The following is a 25,937-nucleotide window of genomic DNA, read 5'->3' as shown; positions in this document are numbered from 1 at the left end:
GGGACCATGAATTCGTCGACGCCCGCCTACACAACGAGAACGAGCGGCCGATGTCCACCGGCGGAGCCCCTCACGACTAGGTGTTGCGGGGCCGAACGTTGTTGACGCAGGGCAGCAGGCGGGGCTCCGGTGCGTGGAGTGGCGTTATCGCCGGTTGAGGTGCTGATCGAGGGTCGCCAGGATGTCGTTGACCGGGCCGAAGGTGATCATGGCGGTTGTCCCGCCCGCGATCTCGCCGCGCAGGGGGGAAAGGGCGTGGTGCGCTTGTGCGGCGAGTGATTCGTCTTGGAGCAGGATCGCTGTATGTGCGTTGACGGCCCAGAGTGAGTTGTACAGGTGGTCAGCAGGGGGTGTGGGGAGGGTGGCTGCGGCGTGGCGGGCCGCTGTGAGGTTGCCGCGGGCTAGGTCGAGGAGGGGCTGGACCCAGGGACGGTAGGGGCCCCAGTCGAGGTCGGGCTCCGTTGGCGCGGGGCGTTGGTGGCGCACGCGGAGTGAGAGGAGCGCGAGCGGGAAGATGCCGGCTTCTACCCCGGGCATGCCGGTACCGGCGAGGTCGGTGGCTAGGGTGCGGTAGGCGTGAGCGACCTCGGCGGGGTCGTTTGATCGTTCTGCCAGGCACATGGTCCGGAAAGCGGCGGTGAGAACGTGAACGAGCGGGGTCTCGTGGCTGGTGGCGAGCCGCTCGGCCGCCACGACGTAGCGTCGCGCGGCCTCGATGTCGCCGCGGGCCGCGTAGACCTGGATCTTGATCAGATGGCCGAGGATCTCGAACATCGGGAGATCATGTCGCGTGGAGAGATCGATGAGCTCGCCGGCAATGGCGTCGCGTTCGTCGGTGTGCCCGGGGTGCTGGAAGGACTGCACGAATCGGGCGTTGAGCGCGAGGACCAGCAGGTTGGGGTCGTGTAGGTCCCGGGCAAGCTGTTCGGCTTCGGTCGCCGCCTCGGCGGCCCAGCGGTCGCGGGTTCCGCGATGCTCGAGCCCGATGGTGGCGAGGAGACGTGCTCGAAGCGCGGGTGGAGCCCCTGGCCCGAGTCGGTGCAGAGTGCGTCGAGTGGTTGCGACCAGGGCCTCGGACCGTTCGGGATCGTCGGCGCGCGTCCAGACGGTGGGGACGTCGTACGCCGCGATCACGCGGGCGGTCAGGCCGGGGTCTCCAGTCCGTTCGGCTTCCGCGGCTGCCGCGGCGCGTTGCTCTTGGGCCAGTACCAGGTTGGTGCCGCCTGTGACCGCGGCGGCCCTGGCCACGGTGCTCATCGAGCGCAGCCGGGTGTAGGTCCCCGTCGCTTCTGTGCGCGTGAGCAGGCGCAGCCGGTCCTCGTCCCGGGGCGTGGGAGTGAGGTGCGCAGCGTGCTGGAGGATGTCACGTTCGAGATGGTCGAGGCTGTCCACCGATTCCAGTGCGAACTGATCCAGCAGCCTGGCCCGCGCGTCACGCAGCGAGGCCAGCGCGTCGACCTGGCGGCCGGCTTGGTAGAGAGCGTGGGACAGCAGGACCCAGGCATGCTCCCGCCAGGGGTGTGTGGTTGCGAACGTCTCCAGCTCCGGGATGAGGGGCGCGCCGCGTCCGAGGTCGAGTACCGCCCGGGCGCGCAGCTCGACGGCTTGGTGGTGAAGTTCTGTCAGGCGGGTGCGTTCTGGTGTCAGCCAGGGAGAGGTGTCGAGGTCTGCGTACGGCTCGCCCTGCCACCACGAGAGCGCCTCGCTCAGCGCACTGGCGACCTGGCCGCTGGGTGCGTCGCGCATGGCCGCAAGGGCGTCCTCGAAACGGTGGGCGTCGACGTGTGCCCGTGGGATCCGTAGGGCGTATCCGGTACCGACGGTCTCGATGACGTGCGAGCGGGTTCGCGGGAGACGATCCGGTTCAAGGGCGCGGCGCAGTTCGGCGACGAAGGTGCGGACGGTCCCGGCCGCTGTGGGCGGGGGGTCCTCCCAGAGATCATCGACCAGCACCGATAGCGGGACGGCCCGGCGGCCAGCCGCGACCAGCCGTCCCAGAAGCTCGCGGCGGCGTCGGCTGCCCACCGCTACAGGGCGGCCCTCGCTATCCCTGACCTCGATCGGTCCGAGCACCTTGACGACGATCTCCATGTCCTCATTGTCGTTCTCATCGTCGTCGGCTTCGGGCTGCCGCTGCTGATCCACTGCTAACCCGGCTCTCCGATCCTCCCTGTCGTACACGCATCCACGCGTGAGCGGCAGTAGCTCACACGTTTGAGAGAAGGAGACCGGCAACGATGGACATCATCATTCCGGGGTTCGAGACCAGGTCGATCGGTGTGGCTGACGGCGTTGAGCTGAACGCGGCGGTCGGCGGACATGGACCGGCCCTCGTGCTGCTCCACGGATTTCCCCAGACCCACCTGATGTGGCGGCATGTCGCTCCCATCCTGGCCGAGCACCACACCGTGGTCTGCCCCGACCTTCGCGGCTACGGCGCCAGCAGCAAGCCGGAAGCGGTCGCCGAGGACACCTACTCGAAGCGGACGATGGCCGCGGACATCATCGGCCTGGCCGACGCACTCGGATTTGACCGGTTCGCGCTGGTCGGGCACGACCGCGGCGCACACGTTGCTTTCCGGGCCGGCCTGGACCACCCGAATCGGATCAGCCACCTGGGAATCCTGGACATCGTTCCCACTCTGGACACCTGGAACGTCCTCCACGGGGCTGGTGCGGCGGTCGCCTTCCACCTGTATCTGATGGCCCAGCCGCCCGGTCTGCCCGAGCAGATGATCGCCAACAGCGCCGAGACATTCTTCGGCCACTTCCTCGACACCTGGTCCACGAGCTCCGACGCGATACCGGCCGAAGTGCGCGCCGAGTACCTTCGCGCATGCCGGGACGCCGTTCCGTCGATCGTCGCCGACTATCGCGCCACCGCGACCGTCGACGTTGGACATGACCAAGCCGATCTGGACGCCGGCACCCGGCTCACCATGCCGGTGACGGTCGTCCAGCAGGACTGGGGCCAACAGCTGGGATTCGACGCCACCGCGATCTGGCAGCCGTGGGTCGCCGACCTTCAGCACTTCACCACCCAGGCGGGCCACTTCATGGCCGAGGAGGCTCCGGAGGACATTGCCACGCTGATCCTGCACCTGGTGAGGCGGTGATCGCCGCGGACGGGCTAGTACCGGCCGAACTCACCGGAGGCTCTGACGCACTCCGTGCGAGGGGGCCCCAGTGATCCACTCCAACGCCCCACTGAGCATAGAAGGACGACGCAGACTCGTCGAACGGTGCCGGACCCGCCCGATTGCCCATGTCGCCGCCGAGATGGGCATCCCCCGAGCCTGCGCCAGCAAGTGGGCCAACCGGTGGCGCAGATTCGGCGAAGCCGGCCTGCAGGATCGTTCCTCGGTCCCACATCACAGCCCGACTGCCACGCCCGACTGGGTCGTCGAACAGATCGAGACCTGGCGACGGAACCACAAGTGGTCCGCCCAACGGATCACCGACGAACTGGCCGCCCTCGGCTACGTGATCAACCGCCGCACCGTCAGCCGACACCTCACGCGGTCGTGTCTCGTTTGGTGACCCTCGATCATGGGCTTCAGCCCTTCGCTGTCGTGGGTGTTGCCAGCCAAGACGCCAACAAGGAGGGGCAGTCCGTTCGCGTCGTACAGGATGTGCATCTTGGAACCTGGCTTGCCCCGGTCCACGGGGCTCGGACCTGTGTGTTCGCCCCTTTTTTAGCGCGCACGTGGGCGGTGTCGAGGACGACGCGGCTGACGTCGATGAGGCCGGCATCGTCGAGCCGATGCAGCACGGCTTCGTGCAGGCGGCCCCAGACACCGGCCCGCGACCAGATCAAGAACCGACGGTGCGCAGTGGATTTCGAGATGCCGAAGCACGGCGGCAGGGCACGACAGGCACAACCACTGACCGGAACGTAGATGATGGCCGCGAACAGCGTCTCATCAGACGTGTCCTGGGTGCCGCCGCCCTGAGGCCGCACCTTCGACGGCGGGATCAGTGGCTTCGCGATCTCCCACAGCCCGTCCGGAACGATCCAACTCCACTCACCCCGCCCCATGAACGAATCAACGAACCAGCACCACATGGGACACGGTGTTATTCGCTGGCGGTACGCCACCGAGCACGGTCACGAACCACACAGGCACCACGGTGCGTGCGCGGATCGCATCGGTCAGACGACCGTGCAGCAGCGAGCCGAGCTTCTTCTCCGCCTTGTTGCCTTGCTCGATCAGGGACGCCTTCGCGTCCCGCAGCGCGTCGTCCTGGGCGAGGGCGGCCTTGGCTGGCCCGACCAGGCGCTGGGCCCGCTGCTCGTTGCTCTCCGCCAGATTGCGGGAGGTACCGAAGTCCGCGACGGCCTGCTTGAACTCGCGCGAGGCGCCCGGCGTGCTGGCCAGGATCGCGGCGGCCTCCACCACCTTTGCATCGGCGAGGAGGTCGCCAGCGGCCGGGCCGCAGTCGCGGTGGATCCGGCGTCGGCTATTCGACGGTCGGGTCCTCCTGGTGTGTCGCACGGCCCTTTTTCACGGCCTGGTCCACCTTCTACCGGCTGTCCTGGTGGCTTCGGCTACCGCGCAACGCAAAGAGCCCCGCCGGACGCTATCAGCGAGGCCGAAATCCTGCAGTGAGGTCAGCCGCCGCCGAATTCCGGGTCGGGCTTCATCATCCGGTCTTCGATTTTCACGACTGCCGTCGTGCGGTGCAGGCCGCCGGTCCAATCCGGATCCGGCTGCATGATGTGGATGAACCCGAAGCCAGCGACCGCGATCCCGGCCAGCGCGCACCCGGCGACCGCGCGCCGGAGCATCCTGGAACGCTTCATAGTCCTCCTTCGATGTGGCGAGGGCCCCAGTGTGCACAGCCTGCGGGGCGGACGAAATGCCTCCGGCGAACGCGTTGCGGACGGGAGGCCTCTCGTATCGACTAATGCTGAATTCCCGTTTGGTTGGGTATAGCTGCTGGTAGCGGGGCGGTTGCGGGTACTCGGGGGCGGGTGCTGGGTGATGGTGCTGCGGGCACGGCCGGGCCGTGACGAGGGCGAGCAGGCGGTGGTCCCCCGTCTGGCGTCGGCCAGAAAAGCGCCGAGGGTTGTGGTGGAGCGGTGCCGGATGGTGGAACTGAGCGGGGACGGGTGGCTGGTCCCGCAGATCGCCGACGAGTTGAGGTGCAGTCAGAAGACAGTGCGGCGCTGACTGCACCGCTTCAACCGCTCTGGACTGGAGGGCCTGGAGGATCTGGGCGGGCAGGGCCGTAAACGAAGGATCACCGAGGCCGAACGCTCCCGGATCATTGGCCTGGTCAAGCAGACTCCGCCCGGCCGGCTCGAGGTCCAGCCGTCGAATGACATGTGGGCGCCGGACGAGGCCGGATCGGCGGGGTGGACACTGGACGCACTGGCCGCCGCTGCTCAGGACCTGGGCATCCGGGTGGGCCGTTCCCAGGTGCGCAGGATCTTGCTGGCCGAGGGGGTGCGCTGGCGCCACACCCGGTCCTGGACCCGGTCGAAGGACCCCGGCTTCGAGGGAAAAGGACGCGGATCATCGACCTCTACACCAGCCTGCCGGACGGTGCGACCGTGGTCTGCGCCGACGAACTCGGACCGGTGATCCCCCGCACCTTCCCGCCGGCACCGGGCTGGTCGCCGGACGGACACCGCATCAAGAACGAGATCGATTACTCCCGCGGACCGGAGAAGACCTGGGTCTACGGCGCCCTGCGACCCCGGGACGGGCAAGCGATCACGATGACCGCCACCTCCCGCAACAGCGCCTTCTACCAGCGGTTCCTTCAACTGGTCGAGGAAGCCAACCCCGCCGGGGACATCTACGTGATCACGGACAACCTGTCCTCGCACAACAGCCTGTCCACACGCACCTGGCTGGATGACCACCCCTGCATCAAGCACGTCTTCATCCCGGTCGGCGCCTGCTGGCTCAACCTCCAAGAAGGTTGGTGGCGCATCTTCCGCAAGACACCTCTGGCCGGCCGCTCCTTCGGCGATCGCGACCACATCAGCCACGCGACCCGCGTCGCCGCCGACCAGCTCAACGCCCGTGCCAGGCCCTGGATCTGGGGCAGACCCGCACCACCCACCAGGCGCTTACGCCGCCGCTATGTGTACATCCTTTGAGGAATTCAGCAGTAAGCATCGGGGCCCGGAGTACGGCGGCTGGAGCCATATGTCCTGACTGTGGGAGCCGGTCGAGCCGGATGCACAGCTCCTGCCCGCGGCTTCCCGCCGCCGTCCCCAGTGCGGGACGGCGGGTGGTCCTCCGCCTGCGGGTCCGCAGGTTCTTCTGTCCAGACGATTCATGCGGACGGCGGACGTTCGTCGAGCAGATGTCAGGGCTGACCCGGCGGCACAGCAGGTGGACCGAGCGGTTGCGCGTTCGACGCTTGCCGCGGTCGGTCTCGCCCTCGCCGGCCGGGCTGGCGCCCGGATGGCACGGGTCTTCGGGGTGTCCGTCAGCATCTCCCGCGTTGTCCTCGACTCCGCCCATGTCCGGGCCAAAAGTGCCCCTATGGTGTTCGTCCAGCTGTAGCGATCTTGGGCGGTTCGTGGAAAGTGCCGCCTCGGAGCATGGCGAAGAGGACGTCGATGCGACGTCGGGCAAGGCAGACGATCGCGGCAACGTGGTGCTTTCCCTCGCGTCTCTTCTTGTCGTAGTAGGCACGTGAGTCTGGCTGAGCAAGTGAGGCGAACGCAGCGAGGTAGAAGGCTCGCGTCAGCTGTTTGTTGCCTCGCCTCGCCGAGGGCTCGCCACGGATCGAGGAGCCGGACCAGCGGGTGGCGGGCGCGAGTCCGGCGTAAGCGGCCAGATGGCCTGCGCTGGCGAAACTGCTGCCGTCACCGACGTCGATGAGGATGCGGGCTGCGGTCCTGACCCCGATGCCGGGCATCGAGATCAGGACCTGCGAAAGAGGATGTGCCTCCAGCAGTTTCTCGATCCGTGCGGCGAGGAGTTGACGCTGGTCGAGCACGGCGGCATACGAGAAGAAGCAGGACTGGGTGATCCAGACGAGGACCCAGGACGCGTTCGAGCAGGAAGGCATATCCGCCAGAGCGGTGGGCCACCTCGGGGGTACGCGCGGGCGGGAGGCACCCCCGTGTCCTCCCGTCCGCTCCGGCTCCGTGGCCCGCAGCCGGAACGGCGCTTGGGAAGAACGGGTCTAGCGGGGCACCGACAGGCCGCGCTCGGCTGAGTTCATGAAGTCCAGCATCAGTTGGTTGGTCTTCTCCGCGTGGTCGATCTGCGGCCCGTGCCCGGTACGGGAGATGATCTCGGCTCTGGCGCCGGGGATCAGCCGAGGGACTCGTTCGACCTGCCGGTCTGGGTGCACGAGCAGGCTGCGCCTGCCGAGCACCAGGTACAACGGGGTGCGGACGGTGTCGAGTTCGGCCTCAGTGAGGGGCAGCGGCGCCGGCCGGCGGATGCGGTAGGAACGGACCCCGGCGTGGATCATGGCCCGGAGTTCGGGCACGACGAGGACCGGCTGTTCCAGCCAGGACGCGAGGCGGGGCCGCAGCGGCTTCGGGGCGAAGCTGGCGAAGAGGCTGACGAAGATCCATACGAAGAAGCGCAGCCCCACCTTCTCCAGGCCGCCGGGGTCGAGCAGTGTGACCGAGGCGAGCCGCCGCGGGGCCCGGTGCGCCTGGTTGAGGGCGAGCCAGCCTCCGTACGAGGAGCCCACGAGGTGCACCCGGTCGAGTCCGAGTCCGGCGAGCGTCTCGTCCAGCCACCGTGCGGCGTCGGCGGGCTCATGCAGCGGTGCGCGGTGCACGCTGCGGCCCGGGTCGCCCGGCGTGTCGATGGCGTAGACGGGGCGTTCGGCACTGAGGGCGGGGGTGTTCGGGTACCACATGGCGGAGCAGGAGCCCGCGCCGTGGACAAGGACGACGGGGTGCGGTCGCGGGCGGCCGGGTCCTCGGGGTCGTAGCGGTAGACGTGCGTGGTTCCAAACGACGTCTCCACGTCGTGCTCCCAGGACGCTGGCGCGCCCAGTGCGTAGAGCGCGTCACAGGCCGCGAAGTAGCGCTCTCGCCAGGCGTCGCTGACATAGCGGCCGACGTCGGGGCGGGGTCGGGCTGCGGGTTCGGACACGGCCACCTCCGGGGGCAGTCGATTTTCGTGATACGAACGTACCATGAAAATGGTACGGCTGTATCATCAAGGCGTCGGAAACGATCAGCACGGATCGGGACGCGCGAGCCGAGGAGCGGAGAGCCGGACGATGCCCAGGCGCGTGGATCACGCAGAGCGGCGGACCGAGATCGCGGAGGCGCTCGTCCAGGCCGCTGGACGGCTCGGGCTGCACGCGGTGGGGATGCGGGATGTGGCGGCCGACGCGGGTGTCTCGCTCCGGTTGGTGCAGTACTACTTCGAGTCCAAGGAGAAGCTGCTCCTCTTCGGACTGCGCCACCTGGCCGGGAAGTTCGGGGAGCGGGTGACCGCCCGGGTCCGTGCCGCCGGAGCCGACCCGGGGCCGCGCGCAGTGATCGAGGCCCTGCTGACGGCCGCCCTGCCGGTCGACGCGGAGAGCCGCCTCTTCCACCACCTCTACACCTCGTACGCCATGCTGTCCGTGACCGACGAGGCCCTTGCGGCACAGCCGTTCATCAAGGATCCCGACGCGGCCGAGGAGACCCTGACCGGGCTGCTGCGGCAGGCCGCGGACGCCGGGCTGCTGCGGCCCGGGGTGGACGCGCACGCGGAGGCGGTCGGGCTGCTGGCCATGTCCGCGGGGCTCGGCACCAGCGTTCTGGTGGGCCAGCGCGGCGCGGAGTCCGCCACTGCTGTGCTCGCCTACCACGTGGACCGGATCTTCGGGGACGGGCCCGGGGGCAGCGCCTAGTGCTGTGACCGGGTCGGTTTGCCGGGGCCGGTCAGGCGAAACTCCGTGTGGACGCCTCTGCTGGTGGATAGCGTCATGTGCACGGTGAAGAGGGGGGTGATCATGGCAGAGCGTAGGGTTCCGCCTCGCGTGGTGGCCGCGGAGCGTGTCGCCGCTGAGGCGGGTTTCGAGAAGAGTTGCATCCCTGAGGTGGGCAGGTTGCTCAGGCTGGCCGCTGCTGCGAAACCCCACGGAGTCATTGCGGAGAGCGGCACCGGCGCGGGCGTGGGTACCGCCTGGCTGTACAGCGGGCTCGGCGCGGGTGCCCGCCTGGTTACCGTAGAGCGTGACGAGGAGCTGGCCCGTCGAGCGGCCAGTGTTTTCGCGGACGACGACCGCGTCAGCGTCCTTACTGGGGACTGGCGGCTGCTTGAGCAGCACGCCCCCTTCGATGTCTTCTTCTGCGATGGCGGGGGCAAGCGTGACGACCCTCAGGGGGTCGTCGAGCTGCTTGCTCCTGGTGGCCTTCTCATCCTGGACGACTTCACCCCCTCGCCCCATTGGCCGCCTTGTTTCGGCGGCGAAGTGGATGAACTCCGCCTGTTCTACCTCGCTCATCCAGCCCTGGACGCTACTGAAATACTCTCAACGCCAGCCAGTTCAGCGGTTGTTGCGGCGCGCCGCCTCTAGACTAAACGATGTCCCGTATGCGGGTGTTGGGGCAGGGAATGGATTGGTCCATGGCTGGGGTGGGGCTATCCCGCGAGGGCCAGATTGTGGAGCCGGGCCACGCCGAGGATGGCCTGGTGGACGCCGTCGCCGCGTAACCGGCAGTCGCGCAGGATCTTGTAGGTCTTCATCCGGGAGAAGGCGTGCTCGACGCGGGCTCTGGCCCGGCGGTGGACTGCGTTGTCTGCTTGCTGCTCAGGTGTGAGGGGTCGGTCCTTGCGGGGCCAGTGCGGGATGAGGGCCGGTGTGCCGCGGTAGCCGCCGTCACCGAGGAGGGGTGCATTCTTCACGGCGCGGTCCACGCCCGATTCCCGGTAGGCGCGGGCGCCGTGGCGGTTTCCGGGCAGGGGCCGTCCGGCGGCCACGATGAGCCGGGTGTTGGCGTCGATGACCACCTGGTGATTGGTGGAGTAGCGGTAGTTCTTGCTGGAGGCCGACACGCTCCTGTCGCGGGTCGGGACCAGGGTGCCGTCCACGATCAGGACCGTGCCGGCCGGGTGTCGGCGCCGGACGGGGGCCAGGGCAAGGAGTGGAGCGATATGGTCGATCACACGGTCGGCAGCCGACTTCTAGATACCGAACAGAGGACCGAGCTGCCGCATGGTGAGGTTGGTGCGCCAGTACGCTGCCACTAGCAGTATGCGGTCCTCCAGAGACAGAGCCCACGGCCGACCACCGGTCGGTTTGCCTCCGCCCCGGCGCCGCACGAGGCCGACGAGCTTACAGAACTGCCGCTCGTTGAGTCCCGCGAACAGACCCACCCACTCCGGCTCAGCCGCCGTCACCACAACACCCACACCAAGATCATCACATGCCTGAGCAGGGCTTACGGGACGCCATTTAGTGTTTAACCTCGGCCGTTCACCTGACCCGCTGATCTTGGTTCGTTCCCGGGACAGCAGGGCAGCCGTTCTTCACGCTTCGAGGTGTCGAGCAACGTCGCGTGAAGGAACGGCCGCTGGTGAAGAGTCTCGCCGCTGAACAGTCCGCTGACGCCGCATTGAGCGTCCTGTCCCACTTTCGTGTCCAGTTCTACGACTGCCTCTACACCCGGGCGGACGTGCTCTTCGAGCTGACCGACGCGGTGCTGTGCTCGGACGGCCCGGTCACCTCGCTGGTCGAGTTGACGCTCGCGGCTGAGCACCGGCGTGGGCACGGTGCGATGTACGACGCGGTCAACCACGGCGGGCTGGAGCCGCGCCGCCTGCGCAGACTGTTGGCCTCCACGCCGCTGCCGCGTGCCGCCGACGGGCGGATCGTGCTCGCGGTGGACGTGAGCAACTGGCTGCGTCCTGACGCCCCGACTAGCCCGGAGTTGCTGTTCTGCCATGTCTACGGGCGGGGCCGCAGCGCGGATCAGTTCATCCCCGGCTGGCCCTACTCCTTCGTCGCCGCGCTGGAGACGGGACGCACGTCCTGGAGGAACAGCAGCTCGGCGCCTCTACGATCAAGCTCCATATATCCTCATTCGTCAATACAGAGGAGATCGATGCGTCCGTAGCGGGCGGGCGATCGCCGCCGCGGCGAGAGCTGCGGCGGCGATCAGGGTGAGGCTCGGGTGTTGCGGCGGTGGTTTACGCCACAGAATGGGTCACCGTCCCGGTGTAGGTGCCGGCGACGGCGGCTGCGGGTACGGCGACGTCCAGGGTGGGGTTCCAGCTGACGGAGTTGTTTCCGGAACCGCTCGGATGGCTGAACGCGGTTCGGGTGGAGGCGAGCGTTCCTGCCGTGCCCGCAGTGAACGGTCCGTTGACGGGGGAGATCGAGGCTCCGGGTGTGTAGGTCGTGGCGCTGCCGGTGATGGGGCTGCCGCCGGTGGTGGTGAAGGCATCGGTCAGTGAGGCGGTGGCCACCCAGCTGGCATCGGCCAGCGAACGCTGGTCGCTCACCGTGACCTGGCCGAGCTGGCCGGTGGCGGTATTGCCCGGGGTGACCGCGCTCAGGGTGGCCGAGTTGGGAACGGCGATGGTCAGGCCGTCCGTGGGGGTGACCTGGAATGTGGTCACCTCGCCCCCCTGGTCCGGGGAGGCTGCCTCTCCCAGCGGTCCGCCGCCGACTGCGAGGAGGGTGGCGCTGGCCGTGTCGTTGGAGGTGTCGATCACTGACACGTTGTTGGAGCCGGTGTTCGTGACGTACGCCTTGTCACCCTTCCCGGTGAACGCCACTCCGCTCGGGCCGGTGCCGATGTTGGTGGTGATGGTGGAGGTGACGGCATCAGTGGTGGTGTTGATCACCGACACGCTGTTCGCGCCGTTGTTCACGACGTAGGCCTTGGCGCCGTTGGGAGCCACGGCCACCCCTCGGGGTTGGGTGCCGACGGCGATGGTGCCGGTGACAGTGTCGGTCGCGGTGTTGATCACCGATACGTCGTTCGAACCGTTGTTCGTGACGTAGGCCTTGGCGCCGTTGGGGGTCACGGCCACCGTGGAGGGAGCAGTGCCGACGGGGACGGTGGCAGTGACGGTGTCGGTCGCGGTGTCGATCACCGACACGCTGTTGCCGTTGAGGTTGGCGACGTAGGCTTTGGCGCCGTCGCGGGTCACGGCCACCCCGACGGGAGTATTGCCGACGGTGATGGGGCTGCCGGTGACACTGTCGGTTGCGGTGTTGACCACCGAGACGGTGCCATCGGTGGAATTGACCACATAGGCTTTCGCACCGTTGGGAGTGACGGCCACCCCTCGGGGGCCGTTGCCTACGGCGAAGGTGCTGCTGACAGTGTTGTTGGCAGTATTGATCACCGACACATTGTTCGAGCCGTTGTTCGTGACGTAGGCCTTGGTGCCGTTCGGGACGAGCGCCACCCATGTCGGATTCGTGCCGACGGTGATGGGTGTCGCGCCGACGGTGTCGTTCGTGGTGTTGATCACCGAAACGGTTCCGTCGGTGGAATTGACCACGTAGAGAAAGTTCGATGGGGCGGCGACTGCAGAAGGTGCAGCGACCACGGACAGCGCCATCGAGACCATCAAGCCCACCATGGACCGTCGCCTGGCCGATGTGGGCTCCCTCCTTCGACGTCTCAACCACCTGTCAGGCCGCCCTTCGGAGCGACCGCCCAATTTGGACCGACAAGCCCAGTATCCGAGCACGGAGACCTCCGCATCCACGATGAAGACGCCCGGCACACGCCAAGGCGTCGAGATCATCTGCGATGACTCGAAGATCAATTTAGGGAGGTTGCTACCACTTTGTCGCGATATCCAAAATTGAAATCACCCGTGTCGCATTCCTGCTATATGGGCGATTAGTTTCCCGGTATTCCCGGCAGGCCTGGAGTGAATTTCTTATTTCCTGAAAATCCAGATTTTCTGGAAATGTAGAAAGGGGCGGCCCGTCGCCGGGCATGGTCTTGTCGGCACCGGGCTCGCCAAGGACCACCAGACGGCCACGGCGGCGGGGACCACGCAGGCGGCCATGACGTCGGTGAAGACAGGCGCGTCACCGGCCTGCCCCGCGGTAAGGACGAAGGCCAGGAGTCGGCACCGTGACTGCGCTGTCCCGCATGGGGGAGAGCACGCGTTCGGGCTGTGCCGTCAGTGCGCTGGGCTACTTGTCATGGGGGCGTGCCGGGCGACGCCGCTCTCGCCTGGCCTCGTGCAGCGGCCAGGCGAGAACGGCAGCGCGCCCCCCAGGAAATTCTCGGCACGGGGGCGGGCTCTTCCGCCTCCTGCGCTGCCCAGCGCAGTCCGAGGCCGGTGAGCCGCTTCCGCGAGTCGGCACCCCATTACCTGGGCGGTAATCGCGTGCCCGGGCGGGGCGCGGCAAAGTGAAGGCATCGGGTTTCGGGCCGGCCCACTCCGGCTTCGGGACCGGCGCCAACTGAGCTGACTGTCAAGCCACTTCACCAAAAAAGGGGAGTCCCGCCATGTCGATCTACACCGCCGCCGTCGCCCGCTACTTCGAGGCATGGAACGCCACCGACGCCGAGGCGCTCGCCAAGACCGTTGCCGCAGCGTGGACCGAGAACGGCACCTACACCGACCCGCTGGCCGACGTGCGAGGCCACGAGCAGATCGCCGCGGTGATCCGGGCGGCGCACGAACAGTTCCCCGGGTTCGAGTTCAGGCCGGCCGGTGACGTGGACGGCAACCATCACATAGCCCGCTTCAGCTGGGAGTTGGTGTCCACCGCCGACGGCTCGGCGCCGGTCGCCGGCTCGGACGTGGTGATCCTTGCCGAGGATGGCCGGATCACCTCCGTCCTCGGCTTCCTCGACCGGCTCCCAGAAGCCTGAGTTTTTGCCCGGGAGGCGATCGGCGAGGACCTGCGCTCCATCCCCTGCGGTGTGCCGGTCCGCTGCACTGCGGGCACGAGGCCGCCGCCTGATCGCCCGTGGCGGTCCCGAGCCCGCGAAGAGCGAACGGATCCTTGGGTGCCGGCCCCGGATGCGGCAGGCACGACCGGGAGTTCCCCGCCATGTCTGCCACATCTGAGAAGGCGCCTACCTGAGCTGCTGCCCATTCGAGCCCGAGGTCGGGCACGGAGCCCCTCTCGCGTGGCATGGCGAAGGCCCGGACCCCCAGTCCGGGCCTCATGCCTACATCGGGTTATGGGGAAACGGCCCCGATAGTGGGCGGCCTCGGTGCGCCTTCTACGCCCAGCGCATGCCGATGGCGGATAACTGTTTCACCTGCTCCGGGGACAGCATGGTGGCTCTGCTGCATTGGTTGCCGATCCAGGCTCCGAGCGCGATGCCCACGCTCTGTGTGCCCCTGGAGGCCGCCGCTGCGCATCGCGGTGGAACAGGCCCGTGTTCCGCTACCTGACGCTGGGATGGAGCGTTATGGATGTCATGAGTATTCATCTACCGGTCGGCTTGGCCGCCACTGGGCCGTCATGACGTTGCGGCATCCCGCAGAGCGCGGCGGAGCGCAGCGAGGCTGGTTCGCACGGTTTGCGGAGGTGGGCTCCAACCTGACCGCTTCGCCTCTGTTCTTCTTCGCCTGTCTCCTGCTGGTCGCTGCCTTTGTCTTGGTCCACGTCGCCGGCCTCTCCGTGGACTGGCAGCACGTGGCAGGAGATGCGATGGGCGCGCTCACGCTGCTGCTGCTCGCTTTGCTGAAGAATGCCGAGCGCCGTGCCGAGCATGCCATCCAACGCAAGCTGGATGCCCTGGCCACGGCATTGCTGCACCAGTTGGCCGGCGAGCAGGACCAGGCCCGGCAGTGCTTGGAAGAGGCGATCGGCATGGAGGAACAGCTCTAGGCCCTGTTTTGGAACGTGCTGGCCCCTCTCGTTTGGCCGTCCCGGGCGTCTCGGCCGAGCCCGCGTTCTGAGTCTCGCCGGGACTATGCCCACCGCATCCCGATGGCGGAGAGGTGCTCCACCCGCTCAGGCGACAGCGTCGCAGCCCGCGAGCGATGGTTTCCGATCCATGCCCCCAGCTTGAGTTCCCGCTCCTCATGGTCCTCGCCGTCGACGCCGACCAGAATCGTCTCCACATGCTTGCGCGGTACCCGGAGGCGTCCCTCGCGCTGGTAGAACTGGGTGGCGGCCTCGTAGTCATCGCCCACCTCTCGGCCTGCGCACGACGCTGCGGCTTCGCGCCCTCGGCTGCGGGCTCAATCCCGAGGACCTGCTCACACATCCACTGCTGCACGGCCGTCAGCTTGTCCCAGCCGAACCGCACCAACTTCACCCACCGGCCGAGGTCATCGCCTTGGTGCACGACGACGCCCGGCTCCACCGGCAGCTCGCCGCCGGCCTCCAGGTGCAACCGGACCAGGTGGAAGGCACGCTGCCACTCCACCGGCCAAGCCGGGCACCACGAAGGGCCGATCTCCTCCAGCTGCTCCCGCCGCCCCTCCGACAGCGCCCCGGCCGACGATCCCACCGGCAGGCCCTCGGCACGCCGCTGCTCGATCTCGGCAGCCTTCCGGGCGGCGGCCCGCGCGTTCTTCAGCCAGACGCCCACCCGGTACCCCTGGTGCGTGGCGTCCAACGGCGCCAGGAGGTGCCCGTTCTGCTCGGCCCACCCGCGCGCCGCCGCGATCCCTTCCTCCCACGCGACGTCGAAGTGCGACGTCCTGTGTGTGCCGGCTGCGGCACCCGGTTCACCGATGACCGGTGGGAGGCCATCGAGGCCGCCGGGTGGGACATCCCACGGGAGAGCCACCCGCACCTGTGCGACGACTGCACACAGCGGGCCGTCACCGCCGAACGCCAGCCCGAGCAACCCCCCCCGCGAGCACCAGGAGCGGAACCAGCGCCCGGTCGTGCCCGAGCAGAAGGCGGGCGGCGGCTGGCTCTCGCGTTTCCGCAGCTGACGCAGGCGGGCCCGTGCTGTCAGTGACGCGCTGTCAGTGAAGATTGGTGACCGCCAGGTCTTCTCAGCGAAGATTGATCGGCATGTCCGCCCTGCCCCTGGCCCGTGCCCTGGTGGTGAAGGTGGCGTGGGGGAGTTGTCGGGGCTGGTCGACGCGCGTAGCGGAGGGTGCCGAGGCTGCGCTTTTCTCGTGTGTGCATCTCCAACCCCCCACACTTCATGGAGACTTCATGCGCCGCGCTGCTTTCGGCCTGCCCGCAACCGCACTGTTCCTGATCGGTATGGCTGCTGCTCCTGCGCTGGCTGAGCCGTCCGCGCCCCGTCGACGGCGACCGCCCGCAGCGAGCTGGCCGCTCTGACCGTGGCTGTGCCGCATTCGATGGACGGCTACGCACGCGACAAGTTCGACATCTGGTCCACCCAGCCCGACGGCTGCACCACCCGCCAGGACGTCCTCGCCCGCGACGGCAAAGACGTGCAGGACAAACCCGACCACTGCCAGCCCACGTCCGGCTCCTGGTACTCCGTCTACGACGACACCACCGTCACCAATGTCGCCCAGGCCACCATCGACCACATGGCCCCCCTCGCCGAAGCATGGCGCTCCGGCGCCGATACCTGGACCGCGGATCACCGCAAGGCCATCGGGAACGACCTCAAAGACCCCCAGCTGCTGATCGCCTCGCAGTCCTCCAACTCCTCCAAGTCCGACAGCGGGCCGGCCGACTGGAAACCCACCAACCACGCCTTCTGGTGCACCCACGCCAGGGACTGCACCCACATCAAATCGGTCTGGAAGCTGACCACCACCGACAAGGAGAAGACCGCCCTGTCCTCCATGCTCGACACCTGCACGAACTGACCCGCACCGCTGCGCCCAGCCGGCCGCCCCTGCGGGAGCGCGCTGCACGAGGCGAGCCGGCGGCGGAGGGGCGGCCGGACAGGACGGGGTCCGGCCGGAGGCGTGACCTGCACGCGCAGGATGCGTTGTCTCGGGGGTGCGTGCGAGTTCCGGTGCCCCACAGCGTGGACAGCGCCACGCGAGTGGGGTTGCAGCGCCCTTTGGGTTGAATGATTCACTCGTCTGGGCGAGTGTCCCGCACCTGCCACGCTGTCTGTAGAAGGCTCTGCGGTGGCGGTTGACGGCACGACAGCCGCCAACAATTCCCCCACTCCCGATAGGGATGCTCCATGCGCTTCTCAATCCAACGAATGCGGCGCGCTTTCTTCTCCTCCGCCCTGTGCATCCTGCTGGCTCTGCTCGCCGTGACCGCCGCCCCCGGCCGGCGGGCCGATGCCTTCAACGGAAGCACCTCGCAGTGTGCGCTGCAGGGGCGAGGAACTGAGGTGAACGAAGGCCAGAACACCGACTACACCCAGTTCCAGAACCCCCTCGGCACCAAGAACGTCGGCGTGGTGTACGTGGACTTCCCCGACGCGGCCGGCGCCGGTGCTGTCGCCGACTACTACAACCTTCTGTCCCCGGCAGCCGAGTGGATGCGGAACGCCTCGTACGGCAAGACCTCGCTGACCATGCGATCGGTGTTGAACCGGTGGATCCGGATGCCGTCCAGCTCCGGCTCCTACGGATTCGGCAATCTCACCTACCAGCAGCACACCCGGTACGTGACCGACGCGCTCCGGGCCGCCGCCAGCGCCGGCGCCGGCCTGGCCGGGTACGACCTGTTCTACATCGTCCCGACCGACCACTCCCGGATCGGCCACTCCACCGCATGGTTCTGGACCCCTTCCAACCCGATCGTCATCAACGGCACCAGGATCCGTTTGGCGGCGACGTTCGGTACGGACATGTGGAACTGGGGTTTCAAGGTGGCCGACCACGAGACCGTGCACCTCTTCGGAGCCCCCGATCTGTACGCCTTCAGCGGTGATCAGTTCCAGTACACCGGCGGCTGGGACCTCATGGGCCACATCACCGGCCGGGGCCCTCAGTACTTCGGCTGGGAATCGTGGAAGTTCGGGTGGATCGGTGACAACCAGGTCGTCTGTGTGTTCCAGCCCAGGACCCAGAACACCATCGCGTTGAACGGCATCGAGTACACCGGCGGCCACAAGCTCCTGGTGGTCAAGACCGGCCCCACGACGGCCTACGTCGCCGAGGCCCGCCGCAAGGCACACAACGACGACAACGCCTGCTCCACCGGCGTCCTCATCTACAAGGTCGACACCTCCATCGCGACCGGCCGGGGACCGGTCCGGGTGGTGCGCAATCCGAACGCCCCGGCGCCGCCGGCAGGCTGCAGCGCGCTGGACATGGCCACCTGGCAGCCGGGCCAGACCTTCTACGACCCCACCACCAACGTCCAGTTCACCGTCCGGTCCGCCGACGATCACAACAGCACGGTGAACGCCATCAAGTGGTGACCTGAAGCACCGATCGTTCTGATCGTCGGATGGTCTGATCCGCGGGTTGGCCTCGATCTTGCCTGAGGGTCCGTCTGCTTGCTGACGGGCCCTCATCTCCTGGTCGGGTGGAGCACCTGCGGCACAGGCACATCAACTGTTGTACGGCATCTGGTGAGTTCTGTCGCGAACGCCACCTTCGCCGCCCGCAGCATCGAGCTGTGGGGCCAGGGCTCGAGGCCGCCGCGATGGTCGATGGCGCGATGCGGCACGGCACCACCATGGACGTCGAGGCCAACTACACCGACAGCCATGGCCAGTCGGAGATCGGGTTCGGCATCACCCGGCTGCTGAACTTCGACCTGCTGCCGCGTATCAAGCGGATCAACGAGGTGAAGCTGTACCGGCCGACGGCCGGCGATCCGGACGCCTGCCCGCGGCTCACCCCGGCGCTGACCCGCCCGATCCGCTGGGAACCGATCACCCAGCAGTACGACCAAATGATCAAGTACGCGACCGCGGTCCGTACGCGGACCGCCTCCACCGAGGCGATCCTGCGCCGTTTCACCCGCAACGCCTTTCACCCCGCCTACGCGGCCATGCTGGAGGTCGGTCGTGCCCCAAAGACCTTCTTCGTCGCTCGCTGCCTGCGGCTTCGGGACCTCCAGCGGGAGATCGAGGAGGGCCTGAACGTGATGGAGTCCTCCAACGGCGCCAACAGTGTGATCGCCTACGGCAAGGGCGGAGAGATCGCTTCGAACCGGCGCGACGAGCAGGAGATGTTCGTCCTGTGCCTGGATCCTCCAGTCCGCCCTGGTGTACGTGAACACCCTGATGCTTCAGGACATCCTCGGCGAACAGGAGTGGGCCGACGTCCTCACGCCCGCCGACCGGCGCGGTCTGACCCCGCTGTTCTGGTCTCACGTCCGCCCGTACGGGGAAGTGAACCTCGACATGGAAGCCCGCCTGAACCTCGCCACGGTCACCGTGCCGAGCCCACGAGCACCGGCGGACGCCGACAACCAGCAGCCTCCGACTCCCGTGCTGCGTCCGCTGCAGCAGATTCACCAAGGGGCCAAGATCAGTCCGTCTCTCCGAGGCTCCGTTGCGCTGCCAGTCTGCCACCAGCACGCTCACACGAACCCTGACCGTCGCCGCCGGGGTCTTCGCCCCAGGCCATCTGGGCGAGTTGACCAAGTACCTCCCGTTCGAACTGGTCGACGCCGTCCTGGCGGAGACCGGGACCGTCCAGCGCCGCTTACGAGCCCTGCCCTCGCGGGTGGGCGTGTACTTCGTGCTCGCCCTCGGGCTGTTCCCGCACCTGGGCTACGCCAAGATCTGGGACAAGCTCGTCGTCGGCCTGACCGGACTACCGGTGCCCACGCCGTCGGAGAAGGCACTCGGCGATTTGGCTCGACGCCTCGGGGCAGCACCGATGAAGGCCCTGTTCGAGATCGTGGCCGGGCCGCCGGCTCAGCCACGGACGCCAGGAGTGCGCTACCGGCGCTGGCGCACCGTGGCCTTCGACGGGTGCAGCTCGATCACGGTGCCCGACGCCGAACGCAACCGTGGCCGGTTCGGCCGGCCCCGCAACCGGTACGGCTGGACCGGCTACCCGCTGCTGCGACTGATGGCGCTGGTGGAGACCGGAAGCCGCGGCCTGACCGGCGCCGAATCCTCGACGTGCTCGACGTCCTCCACCGCGATCGTCTCGCCCTGCGCGTTTGCGACGGTGCGTTCTCCGCGATGGACCTCACCGCCCGCCACCTGCGCACCGGTTAACTGCTGTCCACCGTGAAGTTCATGGTGCAGACCCTCGTCGCCGTCGGCGGACTTTCAGCGCGAGCTGAACCGCCCCAGGCCGGCCCTGCCCACCTTCTCGGTACCGGCATGCGCCCACTCTCAACCACCGAGGACCAACCCCACGCCGAGCACGCTCTATTGGGGCTGTGCAGAACCTCGCCCTGCCCTTCAGCCGCAGAATCCGCCTGGTGGACCGGGGCGGAACGGCGCACACCCGGGGAGGCTGGAGCGCCTACAAGCTCTCCGTAGAGTCCCTGCCGTATCTCCGGGACCGAAGAAGAGAACCGTCTCAACCTGCCACGCAATCACAGGAGGTGGCCCGTACCACTCGGCTACGGGGCAACTCCCGCGTGGTGACGGTGTCAGCACCGGTCGTTCCCGTCGCATACCCCAACCTCCTCGCACAGCGCGGCCTCACGAGAGCCGTCGCCCCAACGCAGCAGGCACTGTCAAGGACTTCTCGCTGGAGTACTAGGCCGTCCGGCTTGTCTGGGGCTACCCCAATAGCGTGATGGTCCTCAGGTCTCGTCCAGGCGTTGCCGACTCTTCGGATACACATGGGCGCGTCAGATGACCAGGTGTCGTAGGAGCGGGAATGAAGATTCGCAGCGGTGTGATGATCTCGGTCGCGACGATCGGTGCCGTGATGGCCACATCCATCCCTTCGACGGCCGCCGATACCGTGACCACTTTCACGGTGACCGCAACAACAGGTCTCACCATCAGTGCGCCCGGAAGTTCAACTCTTTCTTCCGCTGCTCCGGGTGGATCGGCCACCGGCACGATCGGTCCGGTGACGGTGAATGACCAGCGCTCCCAGCTGGGTACCACGTGGACCGCCACGGTGTCGCTGAGTTCCGATTTCAAAGCGGGTGGGGGAACGGCCGCCGAAACGATCACCGGTAGCAGTGTGACGTACGACCCCGGCACGGCAACCAGTGAGACGAACGCGGCGCACACCCCCGGTAGTGCGGGGACCCTGGCCGGCTCCCGCACCGCGTTCTCCCGGGCCAGTGGCGACGGCGCCAACTCTGTCACCTGGAATCCCGCACTGACTGTGGCCGTGCCGGCATCAAAGGTCTCAGGTAACTACTCAGGGACCGTCACTCATTCTGTGGCCTGAGCCGAAGCTGTGCACAAGACAAAGGCATCGTCCTGTCGCGCTGTGGCTGCGGCCGTGGCCGTCCTCGCGGGTTCCATCACCCATACGCCGACTGCCACTGCGGACTCATCGACCGATTCCGGGTACGTCGGCTTCCGGCTGCTCGAAGCCCCCGTCGAGCGGCAAGACGACCCGCGGGCGTTGCAGTACATCGTTGACCATCTGAAGCCGGGCACCGTCATCGAGCGCCGGTTCGAGGTGGACAATCAGACCGATACCGCGCGGCAGGTGCAGTTGTACCCGGGCGCGGCGTGGATCAAGCACAACAGGTTCGTGTTCGCCGATGGCGGCAGGCCCAATGAACTTACCCGGTGGATCCATGTCAGGCCCGCGCTCGTCAGGCTCAAGCCGCGGGAGAAGACCGAGGCGAGGGTCACGATCAGGGTGCCGGGTACAGCGGGGCCGGGAGAGCGCTACGCCGTGGTGTGGGCGCAAAGCGAAGTGCCACCAGATGCCACGCACAACGTTGGCTCCATCATGCGCGTGGGCACACGGGTGTATCTGGACATCAGCAACAGCGGGGAGTACGCCGACTTCCGGATCAGCAAGATCGTCGCCCTTCGCGACAAGAAGGGGGTGCCGAGTGTTGTCGCCCACGTGCACAACACGGGAAAGCGCGCGCTGGATCTGAGGGGGAAGCTCAGTCTCTCGGACGGCCCAAACAGGCTGAGCGCCGGCTCGCTTCCGGTCACCGAGGGCACCACGCTGCCTCCCGGCGGTCGGGGAACCGTCAGGGTGGACGGTCTGGACAAAAGTCTGCCCGCCGGGCCGTGGACGGCACACATGGAATTGGAAAGCGGGATGGTGAGCCACAGCTTTTCCGTTCGCCTGACGTTCCCGGAGCCGGGCGGCTCATCCGACGTCAAGATCGTCGCCTCGTCCCATCGCAAGATCTGGGCTGCTGGCAGTGGAATTATGCTGACCGTCAGCACTGCCACCACCATGTCGTTCGTTCGATACCGGCGCCGGCGCGCCGCTGGAAACCGGAAATGAGTTCTTCTCGCGTCACCTTGGGAGTGAACCTGGTGGAGCCAATGGCCGATGGCCACGGACGCCGCCTTCCGCTCGCCGAGAATGCAGAAGAACAACTCGTCGGGTGAGTAAAGGAGAATGAGTGGGTTCGCGATCCCTCTCATGGCCCCGCATCTCTTTGCGAATCGGCATCGGAGGAGTGCTGGGTGCAGCCTCTCTGATTCTGCCTCCGGGGAAGTCGCCACGGGCAGAGGCCATGACGGCCACGGCGGTGTTCACGATTCCCCAAGCGCTCCTGGCCCCCTCGGTCACGGCTCCGACGTCGGCCAACATCGGATCAGTACAGCCGGGAAACACCACGACCGTGCAGCTGGGGCAGGTGAAAGTCACCACCAGCGGCGTGATGCACTGGACTGCGACGGTATCGGCCACCAACTTCACCACCGGAGGCGGCTCTGCCGCAGAGACAGTTGCGCGAGGAAACCTGTCGTACTGGTCCGGTCCCGTCGTGACGAAGATGGGGCCCGGGACCTACGTTCCTGGTCAGCCGACCAGCGCCGACAAGGTGACGTTGGACACGGCCCGCACGGCGTTCTTGTACAACACGGTCAACACGAACAACAGCTCGGTGATCTGGCAGCCGACGCTGGTCATGTCGGTGCCCGCCAGTGCAGTGGCGGGCACCTATACCGGTACGGTGGTCCATTCCGTCGCCTAGCTGCCCAACGGCGGACGCCAGGCGACGCCGGCGTTACGGGGTCGTGGTGTTGAGCAGGACGGACACTGTGTCGTCGGTGTAGTTGGCAGTCGTCACATCAGGGCGCGAGTCCTCGTCGAAGTCTCCCACGGCAATGCCGAACGGCGTGTCTCCGACGGCGAAGTCGGCCTTGGTGGCGAAGGTGCCGTCGCCATTGCCCGGCAACACGGAGACCGTGTTGTCGCCGGGGTTGGCCGACACGAGGTCGAGGTTGGTGTCGCCGTCGAAGTCCGCCACCTCCAGCGAGACCGGCGCATTGCCCACCGTGTAGTCGGTCTTGGTGTTGAAGGTGCCGTCGCCGTTGCCCAGCAGCACCGACACCGCCGCGTCGTCCAGATCGGGGACCGCGATGTCGAGGTTGGTGTCGCCGTCGAAGTCCGCCACCTGGACCCGGGTGGGTTCGCCCCCGGTCCCGTAGTCGGTCTTGGTGTTGAAGGTGCCGTCGCCGTTGCCCAGCAGCACCGACACCGTGTTGTCACTGTCGTTGGAGACAACCAGGTCGAGGTTCGTGTCCTTGTCCACGTCCTTCGACACGATCGAGAACGGAAAGGCGCCTGTGCCGTAGTCGGTCTTGGTGTTGAAGGTGCCGTCGCCGTTGCCCAGCAGCACCGACACCGTGTTGTCGGACGTGTTGGAGGCGACGAGATCGACGTGACCGTCCTTGTCGAAGTCACCGACCTCCACCTTGTAGGGGGCCGCTCCCGTGCCGTAGTCGGTCTTGGTGTTGAAGGTGCCGTCGCCGTTGCCCAGCAGCACCGACACCGTGTCACCGGCCAGGTCGGCGACCGCCAAGTCGGGATCGCTGTCCTCGTTGAAGTCACCGACTGCGACACCAGCCGGATATGAACCCGTGCCGTAGTCGGTCTTGGTGTTGAAGGTGCCGTCGCCGTTGCCCAGCAGCACCGACACCGTGCCGTCCGCCGAGTTGGCCACGGCCTGGTCGGCGTGGCCGTCCTTGTTGAAGTCGGCCACCCTCACCGACTGAGGTGTGTCCCCTGTCGCGTAATCGGCATGGGTGGCAAAGGTCGGGGCACCGGCCCACGCGGTGCCCTGAGCCGTGAACAGCACTGTCACCGCCGCGAGAACAGCGAACACGTACCTGGGGCTTCTCCGGGCCTTCTTGACGGGCCTCTCCTGCGGCATTTCTTCCTCCTCCGCCTGTTACCAGTCTGGGAGCGATGACCCGAGGAATTCGTACGGCAGTGCTGACGACCCACCAGGTTCTCAGTTCCCGGCCTCCAGGATGGCATCCTGCACCCCCACCCGGCAGCAGAAACACAATCGAGAAGGGGAAGCAGCCGGGGCAGGGAATTTCGGCAGTTGCCGGTCTTCGCTGACGGGCCCCTCGAAGGAGCAAGCCGCCACACTGAAAGCTTTCATACGGTCCCGCACCTCTGACATACCGTCAATGGAAAATGAGCCGCCCAAAGACACGAGTTGGCGCACAAAGACATTTCGCGAGGGTAGTGAGAATTCTTCGGCGTGCGCCGGAGCAGACAATGCGACCCGGGCATGAGTGTGCCCTTTCCAACCTCGCGCGCCAGCTGGGCAGTTGGCCTGACAGACGTCATGCGGACCTGGCCGTGGTCAGCTCGTCCGCGTGTTCGCCCGTGACCAGGAAGACCACACGCTGGGCCACGGACGCGGCGTGGTCGGCAAACCTCTCGTAGTAGCCGTCGACCAGGGTGTCGTCCACGGCGGTCTCGACGCCGTGGTGCCGGCGGTCGTCCATGAGGTGCTGGAAGATCGTCCGGTGCAGTTCGTCCATGCGATCGTCGTCGTGCTCGAGCTGGAGTGCGGCGTCGACGTCCCTGGTGACCAGTACCTCGGCACCCTGGGCCATCAGGCGCCGGGCGTGTGCGTCACCTCTCGATTCAACGAGCTTCGCTACTCGGAGAGTTGCGCGATGACTACCTCCTGACCAGGGGCTATGCGGAGATCGCTGCTACGCCACTCGGCAAAACACCATCCACTGGCCGCCCTCGGGTTCGAGTTGCCCGCTCGCTGACCGCCCGATCACACCTGTACGGTCCGCCCTCGCAGCCATTGAGGGCGGACCCTACGGCTTTGAGTGCTCCGAGAGGCGCGCCGTACGAGAGGCCCCGGTCTCCTCGCGCCGTTGGACCGGTGGGGTCTGCCAAACGAGCGGTGTAACTGGGGTCGTTGGTTACTGACGGGCTGCTGAGAGGCGGCCGTCGAAGGTGATGTCGAAGGCGTTCAACGCGGTCTTCCATCGCATGGTCCAGCGGGCCTGGCCCTTGCCGGTGGGATCGAGCGACATGATCGCCATGTAGACGCACTTCAGGGCGGCCTGCTCCCTGGGGAAGTGTCCGCGGGCTTTGACCGCTCGCCGGATCCGCGCGTTGACAGACTCGATCGCATTCGTCGTGCAGACGATGCGCCGGATCTCGGTGTCGAACCGCAGGAACGGAGTGAACTCCTCCCAGGCGTTCTCCCACAGTTTCACGATCGCCGGGTATTCCGGCCCCAGGCATCGGCGAACGCGGCGAACCGCTCCAGGGCGGCCTCCTCGGTCGGTGCCGTGCAGACAGGCTTGAGGAGTTCGGCGATCTTGTCCCAGTCCTGGCGGGCGGCATGGCGGAAGGAGTTCCGCAGCAGGTGCACCACCCACGTCTGCACGATCGTCCTGGGCCAGACCGTCTCCACCGCCTCGGGCAGGCCCTTGAGCCCGTCGCAGACCAGCATCAGCACGTCGGGCACGCCGCGGTTCTTGATCTCGGTGAGGATGTGCAGCCAGTGCTTGGCACCCTCACCGCCGTCGCCGGCCCACAGCCTCAGGATCTCCCGCCGGCCCTCGTTGGTGACCGCCAGGACCACATGGATGGGCCGGTTGGCGACCGCGCCGTCGCGGATCTTGGTTCTGTCGACGATCTTGTGATCCGGACGGTTGAGCGGGCTGTGCCGACTGTTCGCGATCATGCATCGGGTGCTCTCGTGATGTGCTCCTGGAGTTGTTTCCGTACCTGTCCGCGCTGCTGATCGAGGAGGTCGAGCGACGGCCGGACAAGGTAGTACTGCGGACACGAGTGCGGTCGACGACGGGGACC

The 25,937-nt window shown here is 67.2% G+C and carries 20 protein-coding genes and 11 pseudogenes; 18 read left to right on the top strand and 13 right to left on the bottom strand.

Annotated elements, in window-relative coordinates; all coding sequences use genetic code 11:
- Positions 1-144: 144 nt before the first annotated feature.
- Positions 145-2,091 (bottom strand): BTAD domain-containing putative transcriptional regulator, encoded by a 1,947-nt coding sequence (locus ACWD3E_RS40410; protein ID WP_451392466.1) that lies wholly within the window; start codon positions 2,089-2,091, stop codon positions 145-147.
- A 146-nt stretch (positions 2,092-2,237) separates the two neighbouring features.
- On the opposite strand from ACWD3E_RS40410, the gene ACWD3E_RS40405 reads away from it, so the two are divergent.
- Both ACWD3E_RS40405 and ACWD3E_RS40400 read left to right on the top strand, forming a co-directional pair.
- A complete protein-coding gene (locus tag ACWD3E_RS40405) occupies positions 2,238-3,116 on the top strand; it encodes an alpha/beta fold hydrolase (protein ID WP_451392465.1) in 879 nt (292 codons plus the stop codon).
- A 70-nt stretch (positions 3,117-3,186) separates the two neighbouring features.
- Positions 3,187-3,516 (top strand): annotated as a pseudogene (locus ACWD3E_RS40400) (helix-turn-helix domain-containing protein); the annotation flags it as partial.
- Here ACWD3E_RS40400 and ACWD3E_RS40395 read toward each other — a convergent pair.
- The 3 genes and pseudogenes from ACWD3E_RS40395 to ACWD3E_RS40385 all read right to left on the bottom strand — a co-directional run.
- A pseudogene (locus ACWD3E_RS40395) lies at positions 3,507-4,039 on the bottom strand (IS5 family transposase); the annotation flags it as partial. The pseudogenes ACWD3E_RS40400 and ACWD3E_RS40395 sit on opposite strands and share 10 nt — an antisense overlap.
- A 7-nt stretch (positions 4,040-4,046) precedes the next feature.
- Positions 4,047-4,400 (bottom strand): hypothetical protein, encoded by a 354-nt coding sequence (locus ACWD3E_RS40390; protein WP_451392464.1) that lies wholly within the window; start codon positions 4,398-4,400, stop codon positions 4,047-4,049.
- 212 nt (positions 4,401-4,612) lie between these two features.
- Positions 4,613-4,804 (bottom strand): hypothetical protein, encoded by a 192-nt coding sequence (locus tag ACWD3E_RS40385; RefSeq protein WP_451392463.1) that lies wholly within the window; start codon positions 4,802-4,804, stop codon positions 4,613-4,615.
- 181 nt (positions 4,805-4,985) lie between these two features.
- Here ACWD3E_RS40385 and ACWD3E_RS40380 point away from each other — a divergent pair, with 181 nt between their 5' ends.
- From ACWD3E_RS40380 to ACWD3E_RS40370, 3 genes are read left to right on the top strand one after another with little or no spacing between them, the layout of a single operon-like run.
- Positions 4,986-5,174 (top strand): helix-turn-helix domain-containing protein, encoded by a 189-nt coding sequence (locus tag ACWD3E_RS40380; RefSeq protein ID WP_451392462.1) that lies wholly within the window; start codon positions 4,986-4,988, stop codon positions 5,172-5,174.
- Positions 5,175-5,588: a helix-turn-helix domain-containing protein gene (locus ACWD3E_RS40375; RefSeq protein ID WP_451392487.1), complete on the top strand. Its 414-nt coding sequence runs from the start codon at positions 5,175-5,177 to the stop codon at positions 5,586-5,588.
- Positions 5,558-6,112 carry a transposase gene (locus ACWD3E_RS40370; protein ID WP_451392461.1) on the top strand — a complete coding sequence of 185 codons (555 nt, stop codon included), beginning with the start codon at positions 5,558-5,560 and terminating at the stop codon, positions 6,110-6,112. Before ACWD3E_RS40375 ends, ACWD3E_RS40370 begins: the two co-directional genes overlap by 31 nt.
- 389 nt (positions 6,113-6,501) lie before the next feature.
- Here the strand turns inward: ACWD3E_RS40370 and ACWD3E_RS40365 are convergent.
- A pseudogene (locus ACWD3E_RS40365) lies at positions 6,502-6,960 on the bottom strand (transposase); the annotation flags it as partial.
- 192 nt (positions 6,961-7,152) lie between these two features.
- Positions 7,153-8,129: pseudogene (locus ACWD3E_RS40360) on the bottom strand (alpha/beta fold hydrolase).
- 85 nt (positions 8,130-8,214) lie between these two features.
- Here ACWD3E_RS40360 and ACWD3E_RS40355 point away from each other — a divergent pair.
- Together ACWD3E_RS40355 and ACWD3E_RS40350 are read left to right on the top strand one after the other, a co-directional pair.
- The gene (locus ACWD3E_RS40355) at positions 8,215-8,835 is read left to right on the top strand and encodes a TetR/AcrR family transcriptional regulator (RefSeq protein ID WP_451392460.1); all 621 of its coding nucleotides are present in this window, start codon (positions 8,215-8,217) and stop codon (positions 8,833-8,835) included.
- Between the two features lie 75 nt (positions 8,836-8,910).
- Entirely contained in the window at positions 8,911-9,504 is a 594-nt protein-coding gene (locus tag ACWD3E_RS40350) for an O-methyltransferase (protein WP_451392459.1), read from the top strand.
- 65 nt (positions 9,505-9,569) lie between these two features.
- Here ACWD3E_RS40350 and ACWD3E_RS40345 read toward each other — a convergent pair.
- Positions 9,570-10,340: pseudogene (locus ACWD3E_RS40345) on the bottom strand (transposase).
- A gap of 203 nt (positions 10,341-10,543) precedes the next feature.
- Here ACWD3E_RS40345 and ACWD3E_RS40340 point away from each other — a divergent pair.
- Positions 10,544-11,044 (top strand): transposase, encoded by a 501-nt coding sequence (locus tag ACWD3E_RS40340; RefSeq protein ID WP_451392486.1) that lies wholly within the window; start codon positions 10,544-10,546, stop codon positions 11,042-11,044.
- Positions 11,045-11,117: 73 nt separating this feature from the next.
- Here the strand turns inward: ACWD3E_RS40340 and ACWD3E_RS40335 are convergent, their stop codons facing one another.
- Positions 11,118-12,713, bottom strand: coding sequence for a beta-propeller fold lactonase family protein (locus ACWD3E_RS40335; protein ID WP_451392458.1), 1,596 nt, complete (start codon positions 12,711-12,713; stop codon positions 11,118-11,120).
- Positions 12,714-13,411: 698 nt separating this feature from the next.
- On the opposite strand from ACWD3E_RS40335, the gene ACWD3E_RS40330 reads away from it, so the two are divergent.
- Both ACWD3E_RS40330 and ACWD3E_RS40325 read left to right on the top strand, forming a co-directional pair.
- Positions 13,412-13,780, top strand: coding sequence for a nuclear transport factor 2 family protein (locus ACWD3E_RS40330; RefSeq protein WP_451392457.1), 369 nt, complete (start codon positions 13,412-13,414; stop codon positions 13,778-13,780).
- Between the two features lie 602 nt (positions 13,781-14,382).
- Positions 14,383-14,751: a low affinity iron permease family protein gene (locus ACWD3E_RS40325; protein ID WP_451392456.1), complete on the top strand. Its 369-nt coding sequence runs from the start codon at positions 14,383-14,385 to the stop codon at positions 14,749-14,751.
- A gap of 83 nt (positions 14,752-14,834) precedes the next feature.
- Here the strand turns inward: ACWD3E_RS40325 and ACWD3E_RS40320 are convergent, their stop codons facing one another.
- Positions 14,835-15,059, bottom strand: a complete 225-nt coding sequence (locus tag ACWD3E_RS40320; RefSeq protein WP_451392455.1) for a helicase associated domain-containing protein — start codon at positions 15,057-15,059, stop codon at positions 14,835-14,837.
- 317 nt (positions 15,060-15,376) lie between these two features.
- Positions 15,377-15,661: pseudogene (locus ACWD3E_RS40315) on the bottom strand (helicase associated domain-containing protein); the annotation flags it as partial.
- A gap of 511 nt (positions 15,662-16,172) precedes the next feature.
- Here ACWD3E_RS40315 and ACWD3E_RS40310 point away from each other — a divergent pair.
- From ACWD3E_RS40310 to ACWD3E_RS40275, 8 genes and pseudogenes are all read left to right on the top strand, one after another.
- A complete protein-coding gene (locus ACWD3E_RS40310) occupies positions 16,173-16,673 on the top strand; it encodes a GmrSD restriction endonuclease domain-containing protein (RefSeq protein ID WP_451392454.1) in 501 nt (166 codons plus the stop codon).
- A 350-nt stretch (positions 16,674-17,023) separates the two neighbouring features.
- Positions 17,024-18,196, top strand: a complete 1,173-nt coding sequence (locus tag ACWD3E_RS40305; protein ID WP_451392453.1) for a M6 family metalloprotease domain-containing protein — start codon at positions 17,024-17,026, stop codon at positions 18,194-18,196.
- Between the two features lie 227 nt (positions 18,197-18,423).
- Positions 18,424-19,057 (top strand): annotated as a pseudogene (locus ACWD3E_RS40300) (Tn3 family transposase); the annotation flags it as partial.
- A 223-nt stretch (positions 19,058-19,280) separates the two neighbouring features.
- Positions 19,281-19,847 (top strand): annotated as a pseudogene (locus ACWD3E_RS40295) (transposase domain-containing protein); the annotation flags it as partial.
- Positions 19,848-19,849: 2 nt separating this feature from the next.
- Positions 19,850-19,954 (top strand): annotated as a pseudogene (locus tag ACWD3E_RS40290) (recombinase family protein); the annotation flags it as partial.
- Positions 19,955-20,573: 619 nt separating this feature from the next.
- Complete coding sequence (locus ACWD3E_RS40285; protein ID WP_451392452.1) at positions 20,574-21,101, top strand: hypothetical protein; 528 nt, start codon at positions 20,574-20,576, stop codon at positions 21,099-21,101.
- 42 nt (positions 21,102-21,143) lie between these two features.
- Complete coding sequence (locus ACWD3E_RS40280; RefSeq protein WP_451392451.1) at positions 21,144-22,133, top strand: peptidase; 990 nt, start codon at positions 21,144-21,146, stop codon at positions 22,131-22,133.
- 235 nt (positions 22,134-22,368) lie between these two features.
- Positions 22,369-22,830 (top strand): hypothetical protein, encoded by a 462-nt coding sequence (locus ACWD3E_RS40275; protein WP_451392450.1) that lies wholly within the window; start codon positions 22,369-22,371, stop codon positions 22,828-22,830.
- Positions 22,831-22,863: 33 nt separating this feature from the next.
- Here ACWD3E_RS40275 and ACWD3E_RS40270 read toward each other — a convergent pair whose 3' ends face one another.
- The 3 genes and pseudogenes from ACWD3E_RS40270 to ACWD3E_RS40260 all read right to left on the bottom strand — a co-directional run.
- Entirely contained in the window at positions 22,864-24,012 is a 1,149-nt protein-coding gene (locus ACWD3E_RS40270; RefSeq protein ID WP_451392449.1) for an FG-GAP repeat domain-containing protein, read from the bottom strand.
- A gap of 424 nt (positions 24,013-24,436) precedes the next feature.
- Positions 24,437-24,724, bottom strand: a pseudogene (locus tag ACWD3E_RS40265) (phosphate signaling complex PhoU family protein); the annotation flags it as partial.
- Between the two features lie 312 nt (positions 24,725-25,036).
- Positions 25,037-25,746 (bottom strand): annotated as a pseudogene (locus ACWD3E_RS40260) (IS256 family transposase); the annotation flags it as partial.
- Positions 25,747-25,937: the final 191 nt, after the last annotated feature.

This window comes from Streptomyces sp. NPDC002676, from assembly GCF_053592455.1.
The sequence above is the reverse complement of the archived record's forward strand: the minus strand, read 5'-3'. Positions and strand labels throughout refer to the sequence as shown.

Coding starts and splice junctions, on each gene's coding strand:
- ACWD3E_RS40410 (WP_451392466.1), bottom strand. CDS start 2,091: ATGGAGATCGTCGTCAAGGTGCTCGGACCGATCGAGGTCAGGGATAGC.
- ACWD3E_RS40405 (WP_451392465.1), top strand. CDS start 2,238: ATGGACATCATCATTCCGGGGTTCGAGACCAGGTCGATCGGTGTGGCT.
- ACWD3E_RS40385 (WP_451392463.1), bottom strand. CDS start 4,804: ATGAAGCGTTCCAGGATGCTCCGGCGCGCGGTCGCCGGGTGCGCGCTG.
- ACWD3E_RS40380 (WP_451392462.1), top strand. CDS start 4,986: ATGGTGCTGCGGGCACGGCCGGGCCGTGACGAGGGCGAGCAGGCGGTG.
- ACWD3E_RS40355 (WP_451392460.1), top strand. CDS start 8,215: ATGCCCAGGCGCGTGGATCACGCAGAGCGGCGGACCGAGATCGCGGAG.
- ACWD3E_RS40350 (WP_451392459.1), top strand. CDS start 8,911: ATGTGCACGGTGAAGAGGGGGGTGATCATGGCAGAGCGTAGGGTTCCG.
- ACWD3E_RS40330 (WP_451392457.1), top strand. CDS start 13,412: ATGTCGATCTACACCGCCGCCGTCGCCCGCTACTTCGAGGCATGGAAC.
- ACWD3E_RS40325 (WP_451392456.1), top strand. CDS start 14,383: ATGACGTTGCGGCATCCCGCAGAGCGCGGCGGAGCGCAGCGAGGCTGG.
- ACWD3E_RS40305 (WP_451392453.1), top strand. CDS start 17,024: ATGCGGCGCGCTTTCTTCTCCTCCGCCCTGTGCATCCTGCTGGCTCTG.
- ACWD3E_RS40285 (WP_451392452.1), top strand. CDS start 20,574: ATGAAGATTCGCAGCGGTGTGATGATCTCGGTCGCGACGATCGGTGCC.
- ACWD3E_RS40275 (WP_451392450.1), top strand. CDS start 22,369: ATGACGGCCACGGCGGTGTTCACGATTCCCCAAGCGCTCCTGGCCCCC.
- ACWD3E_RS40270 (WP_451392449.1), bottom strand. CDS start 24,012: ATGCCGCAGGAGAGGCCCGTCAAGAAGGCCCGGAGAAGCCCCAGGTAC.